Origin of the sequence: Mycobacterium sp. SMC-8 (assembly GCF_025263565.1) — a bacterium.
Classification (GTDB): domain Bacteria; phylum Actinomycetota; class Actinomycetes; order Mycobacteriales; family Mycobacteriaceae; genus Mycobacterium.
Genome location: NZ_CP079865.1, coordinates 3,611,345 through 3,624,984 on the forward strand (window position 1 = coordinate 3,611,345; position 13,640 = coordinate 3,624,984).

The 13,640-nt window shown below is 66.6% G+C and carries 11 protein-coding genes and 2 pseudogenes; 8 read left to right on the forward strand and 5 right to left on the reverse strand.

The genetic code is table 11. The features are described 5' to 3' along the window. Positions 1-59: 59 nt before the first annotated feature. The 3 genes from KXD97_RS17430 to KXD97_RS17440 all read left to right on the forward strand — a co-directional run bounded on the left by KXD97_RS17430 (position 60) and on the right by KXD97_RS17440 (position 3,719). Positions 60-827 (forward strand): SDR family NAD(P)-dependent oxidoreductase, encoded by a 768-nt coding sequence (locus tag KXD97_RS17430; RefSeq protein WP_260751290.1) that lies wholly within the window; start codon positions 60-62, stop codon positions 825-827. Positions 828-899: 72 nt separating this feature from the next. Beyond that, on the forward strand, positions 900-2,636 hold the full coding sequence (gene poxB, locus KXD97_RS17435; RefSeq protein WP_260751291.1) for a ubiquinone-dependent pyruvate dehydrogenase: 1,737 nt from the start codon (positions 900-902) through the stop codon (positions 2,634-2,636). Positions 2,637-2,666: 30 nt separating this feature from the next. Beyond that, complete coding sequence (locus tag KXD97_RS17440) at positions 2,667-3,719, forward strand: phosphotransferase family protein (RefSeq protein ID WP_260751292.1); 1,053 nt, start codon at positions 2,667-2,669, stop codon at positions 3,717-3,719. Here the strand turns inward: KXD97_RS17440 and KXD97_RS17445 are convergent, their stop codons facing one another. Continuing rightward, entirely contained in the window at positions 3,720-4,484 is a 765-nt protein-coding gene (locus KXD97_RS17445; RefSeq protein WP_260751293.1) for a sulfite exporter TauE/SafE family protein, read from the reverse strand. It lies immediately after the preceding gene. Between the two features lie 205 nt (positions 4,485-4,689). Between KXD97_RS17445 and KXD97_RS17450 the strand changes: the two genes are divergently transcribed. After that, positions 4,690-5,139, forward strand: coding sequence for a homocitrate synthase (locus KXD97_RS17450; protein ID WP_260751294.1), 450 nt, complete (start codon positions 4,690-4,692; stop codon positions 5,137-5,139). 72 nt (positions 5,140-5,211) lie between these two features. On the opposite strand, the gene KXD97_RS17455 is transcribed toward KXD97_RS17450, so the two are convergent. After that, on the reverse strand, positions 5,212-6,693 hold the full coding sequence (locus KXD97_RS17455; RefSeq protein WP_260751295.1) for a cytochrome P450: 1,482 nt from the start codon (positions 6,691-6,693) through the stop codon (positions 5,212-5,214). A 127-nt stretch (positions 6,694-6,820) separates the two neighbouring features. On the opposite strand from KXD97_RS17455, the gene KXD97_RS17460 reads away from it, so the two are divergent. Continuing rightward, positions 6,821-7,456: a TetR/AcrR family transcriptional regulator gene (locus KXD97_RS17460; RefSeq protein ID WP_260751296.1), complete on the forward strand. Its 636-nt coding sequence runs from the start codon at positions 6,821-6,823 to the stop codon at positions 7,454-7,456. A 46-nt stretch (positions 7,457-7,502) separates the two neighbouring features. Beyond that, a pseudogene (locus KXD97_RS17465) lies at positions 7,503-8,097 on the forward strand (IS5 family transposase); the annotation flags it as partial. 26 nt (positions 8,098-8,123) lie between these two features. On the opposite strand, the gene KXD97_RS17470 reads toward KXD97_RS17465, so the two are convergent. Continuing rightward, positions 8,124-8,780, reverse strand: coding sequence for a transposase (locus KXD97_RS17470; protein ID WP_260751297.1), 657 nt, complete (start codon positions 8,778-8,780; stop codon positions 8,124-8,126). Between the two features lie 98 nt (positions 8,781-8,878). Further along, complete coding sequence (locus KXD97_RS17475) at positions 8,879-9,970, reverse strand: hypothetical protein (protein WP_260751298.1); 1,092 nt, start codon at positions 9,968-9,970, stop codon at positions 8,879-8,881. 681 nt (positions 9,971-10,651) lie between these two features. Between KXD97_RS17475 and KXD97_RS17480 the strand changes: the two genes are divergently transcribed. Next, positions 10,652-11,887 (forward strand): IS256 family transposase, encoded by a 1,236-nt coding sequence (locus KXD97_RS17480; protein ID WP_260751300.1) that lies wholly within the window; start codon positions 10,652-10,654, stop codon positions 11,885-11,887. Positions 11,888-11,904: 17 nt separating this feature from the next. Here KXD97_RS17480 and KXD97_RS17485 read toward each other — a convergent pair whose 3' ends face one another. Then, the gene (locus KXD97_RS17485) at positions 11,905-13,227 is read right to left on the reverse strand and encodes an ISL3 family transposase (protein WP_260751301.1); all 1,323 of its coding nucleotides are present in this window, start codon (positions 13,225-13,227) and stop codon (positions 11,905-11,907) included. Positions 13,228-13,327: 100 nt separating this feature from the next. On the opposite strand from KXD97_RS17485, the pseudogene KXD97_RS17490 reads away from it, so the two are divergent. Then, positions 13,328-13,621 (forward strand): annotated as a pseudogene (locus KXD97_RS17490) (transposase); the annotation flags it as partial. Between the last annotated feature and the right edge of the window lie 19 nt (positions 13,622-13,640).

Below are 13,640 nucleotides of genomic sequence, written 5' to 3' on the forward strand. Positions count from 1 at the left end.
TAGGTTGCAGATGGGCTTTACAAATCGTCCACATTCTGCAAAGTCGGGAAAGGGAACAGATGGAGATCGAGGGCAAGAAGGCCGTCGTTGTCGGCGGCGCGTCGGGCTTCGGACGGGCCACCGCGGAAGCACTGGCCAAGCGCGGGGCGAGCGTGGCGGTGCTGGATCGTCCGCAGTCCAAGGGCAAGGAGGTGGCCGACCAGATCGGTGGCACCTTCCACGAGGTCGACATCACCGACTTCGAGGGCACCGAGTCCGTGCTCAGCCAGGCCGTCGAAGCCCTCGGCGGCCTGCACATCGCGGTCACCACCGCCGGCGGCGGCATCGCCGAGCGCACCCTGAAGAAGGACGGCCCGCACAGCCTGGAGTCGTTCCGCAAGAGCATCGACCTGAACCTGATCGGCACCTTCAACATCAGCCGGCTCGCCGCGTGGCAGATGTCGAAGAACGACCCGGTCGACGACGAGGCCGAAGAGCGGGGCGTCATCATCAACACCGCCTCGATCGCGGCCTTCGAGGGCCAGATCGGCCAGGTCGCCTACACCGCCTCCAAGGCCGCGATCGCCGGTATGTGCCTGACTATGGCGCGGGATCTCGGCAGCCTGGGTATCCGCGCGCTTGCGATCGCGCCGAGCCTGTTCGCCACCGGGCTCACCGAGGGCATCCCCGACGAGTACGTCAGCATGCTGACCAAGGACGCGGCGTTCCCGAAGCGCCTCGGCAAGCCCGAGGAGTACGCCAGGCTCGCCGTCGCGATCGTCGAGAACCCGATGCTGAACGGCCAGTGCCTGCGCCTGGACGCCGGCCAGCGCTTCGCCCCCAAGTAGCAGAGGCGAATCGGGCGCGCATTGGCACTCGATGTCGCGTAGCGTGCCCGATTCAGCGCTACGGTGGGTGGGGTGGCGACTGTTGCCGAGCACGTCATCGCGACCCTTCACACCAGCGGTGTCCGGCGGGTCTACGGACTTCCCGGGGACAGCCTCAACGGCTTCACCGACGCGCTGCGCCGTTCCGGTCAGATCAGCTGGGAACATGTGCGCCACGAGGAGACGGCCGCGTTCGCCGCGGCAGCCGACGCGGCCCTGACCGGACAGCTCGCGGTCTGCGCCGGCAGCTGCGGCCCCGGCAACCTGCACCTGATCAACGGACTGTTCGACGCCCAGCGGAGCCGGGTGCCGGTGCTGGCGATCGCCGCCCACATCCCGCGCGCCGAGATCGGCTCGGAGTACTTCCAGGAAACCCACCCGCAGGAACTGTTCCGCGAGTGCAGTGTCTACCGGGAACTGGTCAGCACCGCCGAGATGCTGCCGCGCATCCTGCACATGGCCATGCGGGCCGCGGTCGAGGATCGCGGTGTCGCGGTGGTCGTGATCCCCGGCGAGATCTTCCTGCAAAAGGCCGAGCCCACAGCCTGGCAGACGCGGCCGGTCGTCGCCGCCAGGTCGGTGGTGCGCCCCGACGACGCCGGCCTGCGCGAGGCGGCGGCCATGCTCAACGCCGCGCAGGCGGTGACGATCCTCGGCGGTGCAGGCGTGGAGGGAGCGCACGACGAACTCGTCCGGCTCGCCGCGACGTTGCACGCCCCGGTGGTGCATGCGTTGCGCGGCAAGGACTTCATCGAATACGACAATCCGTACGACGTCGGGATGACCGGGCTGCTGGGCTTCGCGTCCGGCTATAAGGCGATCAAGGAAGCCGACCTGCTGCTGATGCTGGGCACCGACTTTCCCTATCAGCAGTTCTATCCCGACCGCGCGAAGGTCATCCAGGTCGACATCCGTGGTCGGCATCTCGGCCGGCGCACCCCGATCGACCTGGGGCTGGTCGGCTCCGTCGGCGACACCCTGGCCGCATTGCAGCCGCTGCTGCACCAGAAGGCGGACCGCACCCACCTGGACCGCTCGCGCAGGCACTACCGCAAAACCCGCAAGACCCTCGACGAGCTCGCCGTCAATGACCGCAACCGCACTCCGATCAGGCCGGAATATGTTGCGGGGCTGGTCAATAGGATGGCCGACGGCGACGCGGTTTTCACCGCCGACGTGGGGTCGCCGGTGGTGTGGGCGGCGCGTTACCTGACGATGAACGGCCGGCGCAGGCTCATCGGGTCGTTCAATCACGGCACGATGGCCAACGCGCTGCCGCATGCGATCGGGGCGCAAACCGCGTTCCCGCAACGCCAGGTGGTGGCGCTGGCCGGAGACGGCGGATTGACGATGTTGTTCGGCGAGCTGATCACGTTGATCCAGAACCGGTTACCGGTCAAGGTCGTCGTGTTCAACAACTCGTCGCTGAACTTCGTCGAACTGGAGATGAAGGCGGCCGGCATCGTCAACTTCGGCACCGACCTGACCAACCCGGATTTCGCCGCCGTGGCACAGGCGATGGGCGTCTTCGGCCGGCGTGTCGAGCGCCCGGATCAACTCGAGCCGGCATTGGCGGACGCGTTCGCCGCCGGCGGTCCTGCCGTCGTCGACGTCATCACGGCGCGGCAGGAATTGTCGATCCCGCCTGCCATCACCGCCGAACAGGCCAAGGGGTTCTCCCTGTACGCGATCAGAACGATCCTCGCCGGCCGTGCCGACGAACTGCTCGACCTCGTCTCCACCAACGTGGCGCGGCGCATTCTGGACTGATCTGCGCGGGTGCCCTGAGACGATGGCGGCATGCCAGTCGACGTGACGCTGACCGAGACAGAACAGGATGCGCTGCGGAAGTGGGTGCGGGGGAGCGGGATCGGGTCGACGCTCACCGATGTCACCCCGTTGACCGGTGGGTCGCAGAACATCGTGGTACGGCTGCGGGTGGACGGGCGGCCGATGGTGTTGCGCCGGCCGCCGCAGCACCCGAGACCCACCAGCGACAACACCATGCGCCGCGAGATCGCCGTGCTGCAGACCCTGAAAGGCACCGCGGTGCCGCATCCGGAACTGATCGCCGGGTGTGAGGACCTCGACGTGCTCGGGGTGGTGTTCTACCTGATGGAGGCGATCGACGGGTTCAATCCGGGCACCGAGGCCGATGAGGCCTACGTGCGCGACGCCGGCATGCGGCACCGCGTGGGGCTGTCATTTGCGGCGAGTCTGGCCGAATTGGGCAAGGTGGCGTGGGAGGGCAGCCCGTTGGCAGAGCTCAAACGACCGGGATCCTTTCTCGCGCGCCAAGTTCCGCAGTTCATGCGGCTGCTGGAGAGCTACCGGCACGACCGCTACTCGCCCGAGTCGTTCCCGTCGGTGCACACGCTGGCCGACTGGCTGGAGACCTGCCGCCCCGAGGATGCGGCGCCGGGGATCATGCACGGTGACTGCCATCTGAACAATGTGCTGCTGCGTCGGGACGTCCCCGAACTCGCGGCGTTCATCGACTGGGAGATGTGCACCGTGGGTGACCCGTTGCTCGATCTCGGGTGGATGCTCGTCTGCTGGCCGGACGGGCCGAATCCGATCGACGCCGGTTCCGCCCTCGCCGCCCTCGGGGGTCTGGCCACGCGGCCAGAACTCGTCGAGGCGTATCTGGACGCGGGCGGGCGCCGCCCGGAACGCCTGGACTGGTATGTCGCGATGGCGTGCTTCAAGCTCGCGATCGTCATCGAGGGTACGTGGTCGCGCTATCTGGCCGGCCAGGCCAGCGCGGAGGCCGGGGAGCGGTTGCACGCCTCGGCGGAAAACCTGATCGCGCTCGGAACGTGGGTGTCCAAGGGCGACAACCCATTCGTGTGATCAGCGGTAGGCGTCCACCCCGAGCTTGACCGCGAGGGTGACACCGGCCAGTCCGATCGCGATACGGAGAGGTTTGTCCGGGCTGTGCCGCACCACCACCGGGCCGAGCCTGGAGCCGAGCAGGCACCCGGCTCCCAGCACGAGCGCCGCGACCCACTGCACGGGCGCCACCGCTGCGAAGATCAGCGCGGCGACGCCGTTGGCCAGACCCAGGACGACGTTCTTGCCCGCGTTGGCATGCGCCAGTGTCTCGCCGCCGAGGCGCAGGAACAGTGCGAGCAGCAGCACCCCTGCCGCGGCGCCGAAGTAGCCGCCGTAGATGCAGATCGCGAACACCGCGACACCCTGCAGGGCGAGTGTGAGGGTACGGCGACGCCGCGACGCGCCCGGGCTGTCCCGGCTCGGCCGCACCGGGAGCAGGATCGCCAGGGACGCGAACCCGAGCAGCATCGGCACGATCTTCTCGAAACCCTCCGCCGGCGTCGACAACAGCAGGACCGCACCGGCGGCGCCACCGACCGCGGCGAACGGCAGCACCCGCTTCAACATCGCACCCTGTCCGGCCAACTCGGGCCGCGATCCCAGAATCGACCCGATGCCGTTGAAGACCAGCGCGACGGTGTTGGTGACATTGGCCGTCACCGGGGGCAGCCCCACCACCAGCAGAGCCGGATAGGTCGCCACGGACGCCAATCCGGCGATGCTGCCGGTCAATCCACCGGCGATTCCGGCCGCGAACAGCAGCACCGCTTGCGACCAGGACACCGGCACATTGTGCCGGTTGCACCTCGCGATCGCGGAGGTCTAGCATCGCTGACGTGCCGAGGCGACTCGTAGTAGGAACCCGCAGCGGGGTCTGATCCTGACCGACCCCCCGCTGTGGGTCGTCGCTACTTCTGTCGGTCGCTTCCTCTCGGATCGAAAAGGCCGGCACATGAACTCCCCGATCTCCACGTCAGATGGTGCACCGATGACCTTCGCCGCCGTCATCGACGGCCGCCTGCCGAGCGCGCTGCGCGAGCCGGCTGCGACCAAGTCGTTCGACGAGTTCTTCCACGAGTACGCGCCGGCGTCCGGCCCGGTGCGGCTGGGGCAGTGGTGCTGCGTCGACGGTGAGCGGCGGCTGGGGCCGCAGGTGCGCCACTACCAGGCGACGCTGGCGCTGGGAGACCGCATCGGCACCTCCCGTGCGGCGGCGTGCGGTCCGGTCGCCGCGCTGACCGCGATGCTCTATGAGCACGGCGTTGCCGTCGAGATGACGGCCTTTCACCAGTTGCGTGCCGGTGAGCACACCGCGACGTTCATCCAGGGCAGCGACGGCGAGAGCTCGCAGTGGGCGATGGGGTGGTCCGACGATCCGACCGAGTCGGCGTTGCGCGCGGTCGTCGCGTGCGCCAACCGGCTGATGGTCGCCAGTTAGCGCCGAAATTGCATTCCAGCAGCCGAAGGTCGAGTGACGAGCTGCTGGAATGCAATGTCGGCGGAAGGCAAATCAGTGCAGTGGGCGCAGCACGATCGGCATACCGTCCAACGGGACCGGCATGCCGCCGTAGTCGTAGCGCGGCTGGTATCCGGGGCGCGGCAGCTCGAGCCGGTAGTTCTGCAGCAGGCGGTGCATGACCGTCTTGATCTCCAGCTGACCGAACACCATGCCGATGCACTTGTGGGCGCCGCCGCCGAACGGGGCGAACGCGTACCGGTGCCTCTTGTGCTCGTTGCGCGGTTCGGCGAACCGTTCCGGGTCGAACTTGTCGGGATCGGTCCACAGCTCGGGCAGCCGGTGGTTGATCGACGGCCACGTCACCACGTTGGTGCCGGCCGGGATGTAGTAGCCCAGCAGGTCGGTGTCGCGGACAGCCTGGCGGAAGTTGAACGGCAGCGGCGTCATCATCCGCAGCGACTCGTTGATCACCAGGTCGTAGGTCTCGAGCTTCTCCAACGCCTCGATGTCCAGCGGGCCGTTGCCGATGCGCGCGGACTCCTCGCGCAACCGGTCCTGCCACTGCGGATTGGCGGCCAGGTGGTAGGCCATCGTGGTCATCGTCGAGGTCGACGTGTCGTGCGCAGCCATCATCAGGAAGATCATGTGGCTGACGATCTGGTCGTCGGTGAAGCTCTGACCGTCCTCGTCGGCGGAGTGGCACAGCACGCTCAACATGTCGGTGCTCTCCGAGCGCCGCTTCTCGTCGATCCGGCTGGAGAAGTAGTCCTCCAGCGTCTTGCGCGCCTTGATGCCCCGCCACCAGGTCAGCGGCGGCACCGGCTTGCGCACGATCGCGTTGCCGGCGCGCGTAGTCGTGGTGAACGCCTGGTTCACGGTCGTGACCAGGGCGCGGTCCGTGCCCGCCGGCACACCCATGAACACCTCGGAGGCGATGTCGAGGGTGAGTTCCTTGATCGCGGGATGGAACAGGAACCGCGGATCATTGGCGACCCAGTCGTTGGCCAGCACCGCCGAGGCCACCGAATCGATGTGCGAGACGTAGCCGGTCAGCCGGGTGCGGGTGAACGCCTCCTGCATGATTCGGCGGTGGAACAGGTGCTCGTCGAAATCGAGCAGCATCAGCCCGCCCTCGAAGAACGGCCCGATGACCGGGTCCCAGGCGCGCTGGGAGAAATCCTTGTTGCGGTTGGTGAACACCGCCTGGGTCGCGTCGGGGCCCAGCGCCATCACCGACGAGAGCGCGGGGGATTCGGCGAAGTACACCGGCCCGTGCTTGCGGTAGATCTCCAGGATGAAGTCGGGGCCACCCCGGAAGATCTCGATCATGTGCCCGATGATGGGCAGCCCGGCGTCGCCGCGGATCGGTTTCAACTCGCTGCCGGCCGGTGGCTCGGCGAGCACGAACTGGTCCCACTGCTTGTCTTTGAGGCGCTTCTCCACCGCGCCCATTCCCGGAATGGTGACCGGCGTCGGCTTGAGCCGCCGTTTGGCCTGGTCGAGCAGATAATCTGTGGTCGAGACTGTCGGCACTTGAACGCTCCTGGAGTCGAAGGCTGTGGTCGATGTCACTTTGGCCGCTATCCTGGTCGAGACTCTTGACGGCTGTCAAGTTTCTTAGGTTTGTGTCGGAGGTGTGGTGATGCCAAGGTTTACAGGCATGACGGCCGATCCCACTGCCACCGACCTTCGCCGGAGTAGAGGTGACCGTCAGCGGGACGCCATCGTGACCGCCGTTCGCGAACTGCTGCAGGAAGGCTCCTTCGCCGATCTCTCGGTGAGCACCATCAGCGAGCGGGCGGGGGTGGCCCGGTCCGGCTTCTACTTCTACTTCGACTCGAAGTACGCGGTGCTCGCGGTGATCGTGGCCGAGGCGATGGCCGAGCTGGATCAGCTGACCCACGACTTCGCACCCCGCGAGCTCACCGAGTCGCCGTCGGAGTTCGCCCGGCGCATGGTTGGCTACGCCGCCACGGTGTACTCCAGAAACGACCCGATCATGGGCGCGTGCAACCTGGCCCGCAACACCGACGCCCAGATCCGCGAGATCATGGACGACTTCCAGGACTCGGTGGTGGACAAGATCGTCGGACTGGTCGAACACGACTCCGGCGCGCGCCCGATCTCCGATGACCTGCCGGCGCTGGTGCGCACCCTGATCGCGGTGACGGCGATGACGCTGTCCCACGACAGCGCGTTCATCGGCCGGGGCGAGGATCCCGCCCGCGCGGTCGACATCGTGGAACGGATGTGGTTGACCGGCCTGTGGGGCGGCGACAGGCTCACCGCGGACTAGGGCGTGTCTGCTTAATGTGAACGATGTTGTGCCTGATGCTGTTTAAGTGTTACGGACTGATGTGATTTCTGATGACTTGTGGTCGGTGATTGAGCCGGTACTGCCTTCGGGTCGACGGCGCGGGCGGCCGTGGAACGATCATCGGGTGACGCTGGAAGGAATTATCTGGCGTTACCGGACTGGATCTCCGTGGCGCGATCTGCCCGCGCAGTTCGGCGCCTGGCAGTCGGTGGCTGAACGTCACCTGCGGTGGTCCACCGACGGCACCTACGCGCAGATCTTCGCAGCGATCTCCCGTGACATCGATGTCGATGACGCTGACGCTGAGCTAGTCGAACTGCTGCTGGCGGTGGATTCGACCAGCGTGCGTGTACATCAGCATGCCGCTGGTGCCCGCCCTGGTCGCCACACAGGGGGATCTGTCGAATTACAACAAACACCCCGATGAGCCCGATGACCATGCCATCGGCCGTTCACGCGGCGGGCTGACAACGAAGATCCACGCGCTGGCCGATCAACGCTGCAGCGCGGTCACCATGGCACTGTCGCCGGGGCAAGCCGGCGACAACCCGATGCTGTGGCCACTGCTGACTGCCCATCAGGGCCCAAAGTTTCGGCTACTCGCCGATAAGGGGCTCTCCGCATTTGAGCGGGGCGTGTGCTGATTTCATGCTGCTGGTCTCTGCCCTCGGGTGAGGGCGATGTGGACCATGATGCGCCTTCGGTAGTTGTCCATGTTGGTGAAGCCGCATCCGACACGCTTGGTTTGCTTGATGATCCGGTTGAAGCCCTCGGTGCGGGCGTTGGTCACGTCCTCGGTGAGCGCGACGAGCACCGCTGGCCACCAGGTGTCGATCGTGGTCGCCAGGCGGCTGGTTTCCTCCATGTCGGCGCGGGCGGCGGCGTCGTAGAAGTCGTACAGCCTGCGCCGGATCTGGTGCGGCTGGTGTTCGGCCAGCAGCAGGCGCAGGCGTTCCTTGACGGCATGCGCGGCGGCGATCTCGTTGGTCGGATCCTCGGCGGCGAGGGCGGCGTTGAACCGGGCCTTTTGCTTCACGGTGAGGTGCTCGTAGCCGATGAGCAGCAGTTGCCGGCTGGCCCAGACTTTGTCGGTGGCGGTGCCGCGGCGGCCGTGCAGTTGCCGGGTGATCCGTTGACGGACCTGGGTGACCATGAGGTTGGCGAGGGCGACGAGATGCCACTTGTCGACTGCGATCCGCGCGTCCGGCAGGGCGGTGCGGATCCCGGATCGACAGGTACAACAGTCGCCCGCCCGCACACCCGCCTCGGCAACGCCCCACCCGCCGAGTACGAGGCAGCGCACTGCGCTGAGCCCACCAAGTCATCGCGACCGGCAATGACACCTGCATAGACGTGGCATCAACGCGTAGATGTTTCAGTTTCTTCTGTGCTGGGGCTGTGTCAGGTGCTGGACCGGGTGTAGGCAGCGGCGCGCACCACATCGTCGTCCTCCAGTCCAGCTCCTAGTGCTCCGCCCACGGTGGCCAGGCTGGCGGTGAGCCAGCTGATCTTCGCGTAGTCCAAAGCGTTCACTGGGTGACCGGCGACACCGGCCAGTACCTGCTCGTCGATGAGCAGCAGCGCGCCGACCCAGGACAGGATGAATAAGCCGAGGTAGAACACCACAACCCCGATGGCCACGGTCGCGGTGGTGGCCAAATTGAACAGGATCACCTGCTCACGTTGGGCTCGCCGCCGTGGGCGCTCCCACAAGTCGGCTCCCAGGATCAGGGTGGCACTCACCGCCCCGATCGCCATCACCGCCAGCAGGACCAGGCGCACCGGCCAGTAGGCCATGGCCAGTACCCATAGGTCCGAGGCCACCAATGTCAGCATGCCGGTGGCCGCTGCCACGACCATCGCCCGGGAGAGCCGGGCCACGAAGGCCCAAGGCTGGTTGGCGCGGATCATGCCCAGCAGCAACCGCACGTTGCCGCTCAGCACTCGGGCCGTGAACTGCACGACGTTGTCGTCCGGGCGTTCGTCGAGATCGGTGGACAGCTGGTGGGCTCTTCGAGCAAGATCCCGCTGGGCGTTGAGGTCTTCGGCGTCGTAGCCCAGGAGCTGCCCGACCACGTGCACGGTGGTCTCTTGCACCTTCTGCCGCACGTGCACGGCTCCCAGGGTTGGGACGGAGACCAGTCCTACCCCGTGCACGGGGCTGAGCTGGGTGAGCACCGGACGTCGGCCGGTCTTCAGGGGGATATCGGTGAGCACCACGGCCAAATCCCAGTTCTCCTCCAGCACGCGGTTTCGGGCCGCCTCCAGCAGGTCCAAGGTCTCGGTGGGTGGATCGACCAGCCGGTCTTCGGCCATCTTCAGTTGCCAGCGCACTCCCGGATACCGCTGCACCAAAATCTTGCGCACCGAGGTGGTGACCTCGGGGCCGAGCATCGCACTCAGGGATGGTGAGACCACCAGGCCGATGAGCAGCTCGGCATCGGAAAGGGGTTCGGCAGGATCGGGGGTGGATCGGCAACGCTCAGCAGTCATCGCTCCATGGTGAGGCAACCACGGGCCGGATTGCCACTGGCTCGATGGAGCCCCCAAGGTTTCGTGCAGCACCGCGGGCCGGATTCGGTGGTCGCCTCGATCCCGGAGAGAGCGGTGCTGCTCACTGCGAAATCCTCTCCCCGCCGACGCCGCCAGCGCGAAGACATCACAGCCAGCGGGCCCGGGACCTGCCGGTGTCGAGGACGGCTTCTCGATGATGCTGCAGTGACGGATCGGTTGAAGTGCTTCGGCGGTGTGGGAGCAGTGATCAGCGTGGGGCCGGTCGATTCCGTTCGGACAGGTGATGCATCGACTGCCCAGCGGCAGGTGCGGTACTGATGCGGGGGTACCCGGTGCAGGGGTGTCAAGGCCCAGCTCCGAAGACGGCAAGCCGGGCACGTGAAAGGCGAATTATGGCCCGCCGCAACCCGAGCGGGAAGGCATGTGTGGCACGAGGCGCGCCGAAGACGGGCCGGGCGTTTACTGCAGAGATAAAGGGGCTCTCCGCATTTGAGCGGGGCGTGTGCTGATTTCATGCTGCTGGTCTGGTTGCGTCCAGCAGAGTGGTGTACGAGTCGGACCTGATCAGCGGTACCGGCGTGTCGTAGCCGACTGATTGAGGGTCATCGCGTGATTCTTCGAGAGACCGTCCAAAGTCACTCGAGCAAAGGAATCGACGCGATGACCGCTGCCCACAATATCGACCTGCCTGCGGTGCTGGCTGAACGACTCACCACCGCCCATCCCGACGTGTTGCGCGAGCTGCTGGCCACGTTTATCCACACCCTGATGGGTGCTGAGGCCGACGCCCTGTGCGGCGCCGGCTACGGCGAGCGCAGCACCGAGCGGACCAATTCCCGCAACGGCTATCGGCACCGCCAGTTCGACACCCGCGCGGGAACATTGAATCTCGCAATCCCGAAGCTGCGGCAGGGCTCGTACTTCCCGGACTGGCTGCTGGAACGCCGCAAACGCGCGGAGCGGGCTCTGACGACGGTGGTCGCGACCTGCTACCTGCTCGGGGTTTCGACGCGGCGGATGGACAAGCTCGTCGAAACTCTCGGCATCACGTCGTTGTCGAAGTCGCAGGTGTCGGTGATGGCCAAGGAACTCGACGTCGCCGTGGAGGCGTTTCGCACCCGCCCGCTGGATGCCGGGCCGTACACGTTCGTGGCCGCCGACGCCTTGGTCCTCAAGGTCCGCGAGCAGGGCCGGGTGGTCAACGTGCACGCGCTGATCGCGGTCGGGGTCAACAAGGAGGGCTACCGCGAGATCCTCGGTATCGACGTCACGACCGCCGAGGACGGGGCCGGCTGGTTGACGTTCTGGCGGTCGCTGACCGCCCGCGGACTGTCTGGGGTCAAACTGGTTACCAGTGACGCCCACGCCGGCCTGGTGGCCGCGATCGGCGCCACCCTGCCCGGCGCGACGTGGCAGCGCTGCAGAACGCACTACACGACCAACCTGATGGCCATCACCCCGAAAGCGTCGTGGCCGTGGGTGCGCACGCTGCTGCACTCGGTGTTCGATCAACCTGATGCTGAATCCGTTGCTGCACAATATGACCGGATCATCGACGCGCTCGCCGACAAACTGCCCAAGGTCGCTGATCACTTGGAGGCAGCCCGGCCAGACCTACTCGCGTTCACCGCGTTCCCCAAGCAGATCTGGCGCCAGATCTGGTCCAACAACCCGCAGGAACGGCTCAACAAAGAGATCCGCCGGCGCACCGACGTCGTGGGTATCTTCCCCGACCGCGACGCCCTGATCCGCCTCGTCGGCGCCGTCCTGGCCGAACAACACGACGAATGGGCCGAATCCCGGCGCTACCTCGGACTCGACGTCCTGAGCAAATCACGCACCGTCAACGACACCCCGACCGAACAGGAGGCCACCCCCGCGGCACTGACCACCTGAACCATCACCTCGAAGAATCACACGACGACGTCGTACACCACGTCCCTGGACTTGACCGCTGGTCTCTGCCCTCGGGTGAGGGCGATGTGGACCATGATGCGCCTTCGGTAGTTGTCCATGTTGGTGAAGCCGCATCCGACACGCTTGGTTTGCTTGATGATCCGGTTGAAGCCCTCGGTGCGGGCGTTGGTCACGTCCTCGGTGAGCGCGACGAGCACCGCTGGCCACCAGGTGTCGATCGTGGTCGCCAGGCGGCTGGTTTCCTCCATGTCGGCGCGGGCGGCGGCGTCGTAGAAGTCGTACAGCCTGCGCCGGATCTGGTGCGGCTGGTGTTCGGCCAGCAGCAGGCGCAGGCGTTCCTTGACGGCATGCGCGGCGGCGATCTCGTTGGTCGGATCCTCGGCGGCGAGGGCGGCGTTGAACCGGGCCTTTTGCTTCACGGTGAGGTGCTCGTAGCCGATGAGCAGCAGTTGCCGGCTGGCCCAGACTTTGTCGGTGGCGGTGCCGCGGCGGCCGTGCAGTTGCCGGGTGATCCGTTGACGGACCTGGGTGACCATGAGGTTGGCGAGGGCGACGAGATGCCACTTGTCGACTGCGATCCGCGCGTCCGGCAGGGCGGTGCGGATCCCGCCCGCGTACGGCGCGGACTGGTCGATCACGACCAGGTCGATGCCGGCCCGGAACGCGGGTGTCTGCAGCGCGAGCCAGTCGATCACGCACGCCCCGGAGCGTCCCGGGGTCAGCCCGAGAAGGTGCCCGGGCAGGGTGGGGTCGGCGTTGACGAACGAGGTCATCCACGGGTTCGACCGTGTCCAGCCGGCCTCTTCGAGCACCCAGCGCACCGACCGGGCGCGGGTCTCGTCGATGCCGAGCACGCGGGTGGGTTCCGGCTCGGGCAGCCACTGGTTGGCCAGTGCGATGAGCGCCCGGTGCGCGGTCGACCACGCCACCTGGTACTCGCTAGCGACCTCGCTGACGGCGCGGTTGCCCGACGCGATCGCCGAACCGATCTTCTCTCGTAGCCGGGTCGTGAGCCGCGACCGTGCCGGCACAGCGCGGGACTGCTGCGTGAATGTCGCTGTCCCACAGGCCGGTTCGCGGCACACCAAGCGCCGTTTGAGCCACCACAGATCGGTTCTTTGGCCGGAGGCAGGCAAGTCCTTGACTCGAACCAGTGGCCGCTCCTTGATCCTTGAGGTGAGCACCCCGCACTCGGGGCAGGCGCCCTCCGGGTCGATGACCTCGATGACGACACGCACCGTGTCGGCATCGATTCGTTCGAGCTGCAGGACGGTGAACTCGTCCTCCAGCCCGAGCAGCACTGACGTACCCTCGTTCATGCTCGTGGCCTCGCTGTTGTCGCGTTGTGAGAGACCAACAGCATGTCGGGGCCACGAGCCCCATCAACTACCGGGCACCCCGCTCAAGCGCGAAGAGCCCGATAAGGCGTACTCCCATGACTCGACCCGAGCCCGACTGCGCCAGCTCAAAATCGCCCACACCATTCCCGAGCGCAGCGACCAGATCGCCCGCCGAAAGAGCCGGGGAAGCAAAGGCGGACGGCCACCGGCGTTCTCCGGGCGAATCTATAAGCACCGCAACACCGTCGAGCGATCCTTCAACCGCTTCAAGCACTGGCGAGGTATCGCCACCCGATACGACAAATACGCGCTGAGCTACCTCGGGGGCGTCACCCTAGCTGCGATCATCATCTATCACCGCGTCCGCAATTAACAGACACTACCTAACCCCG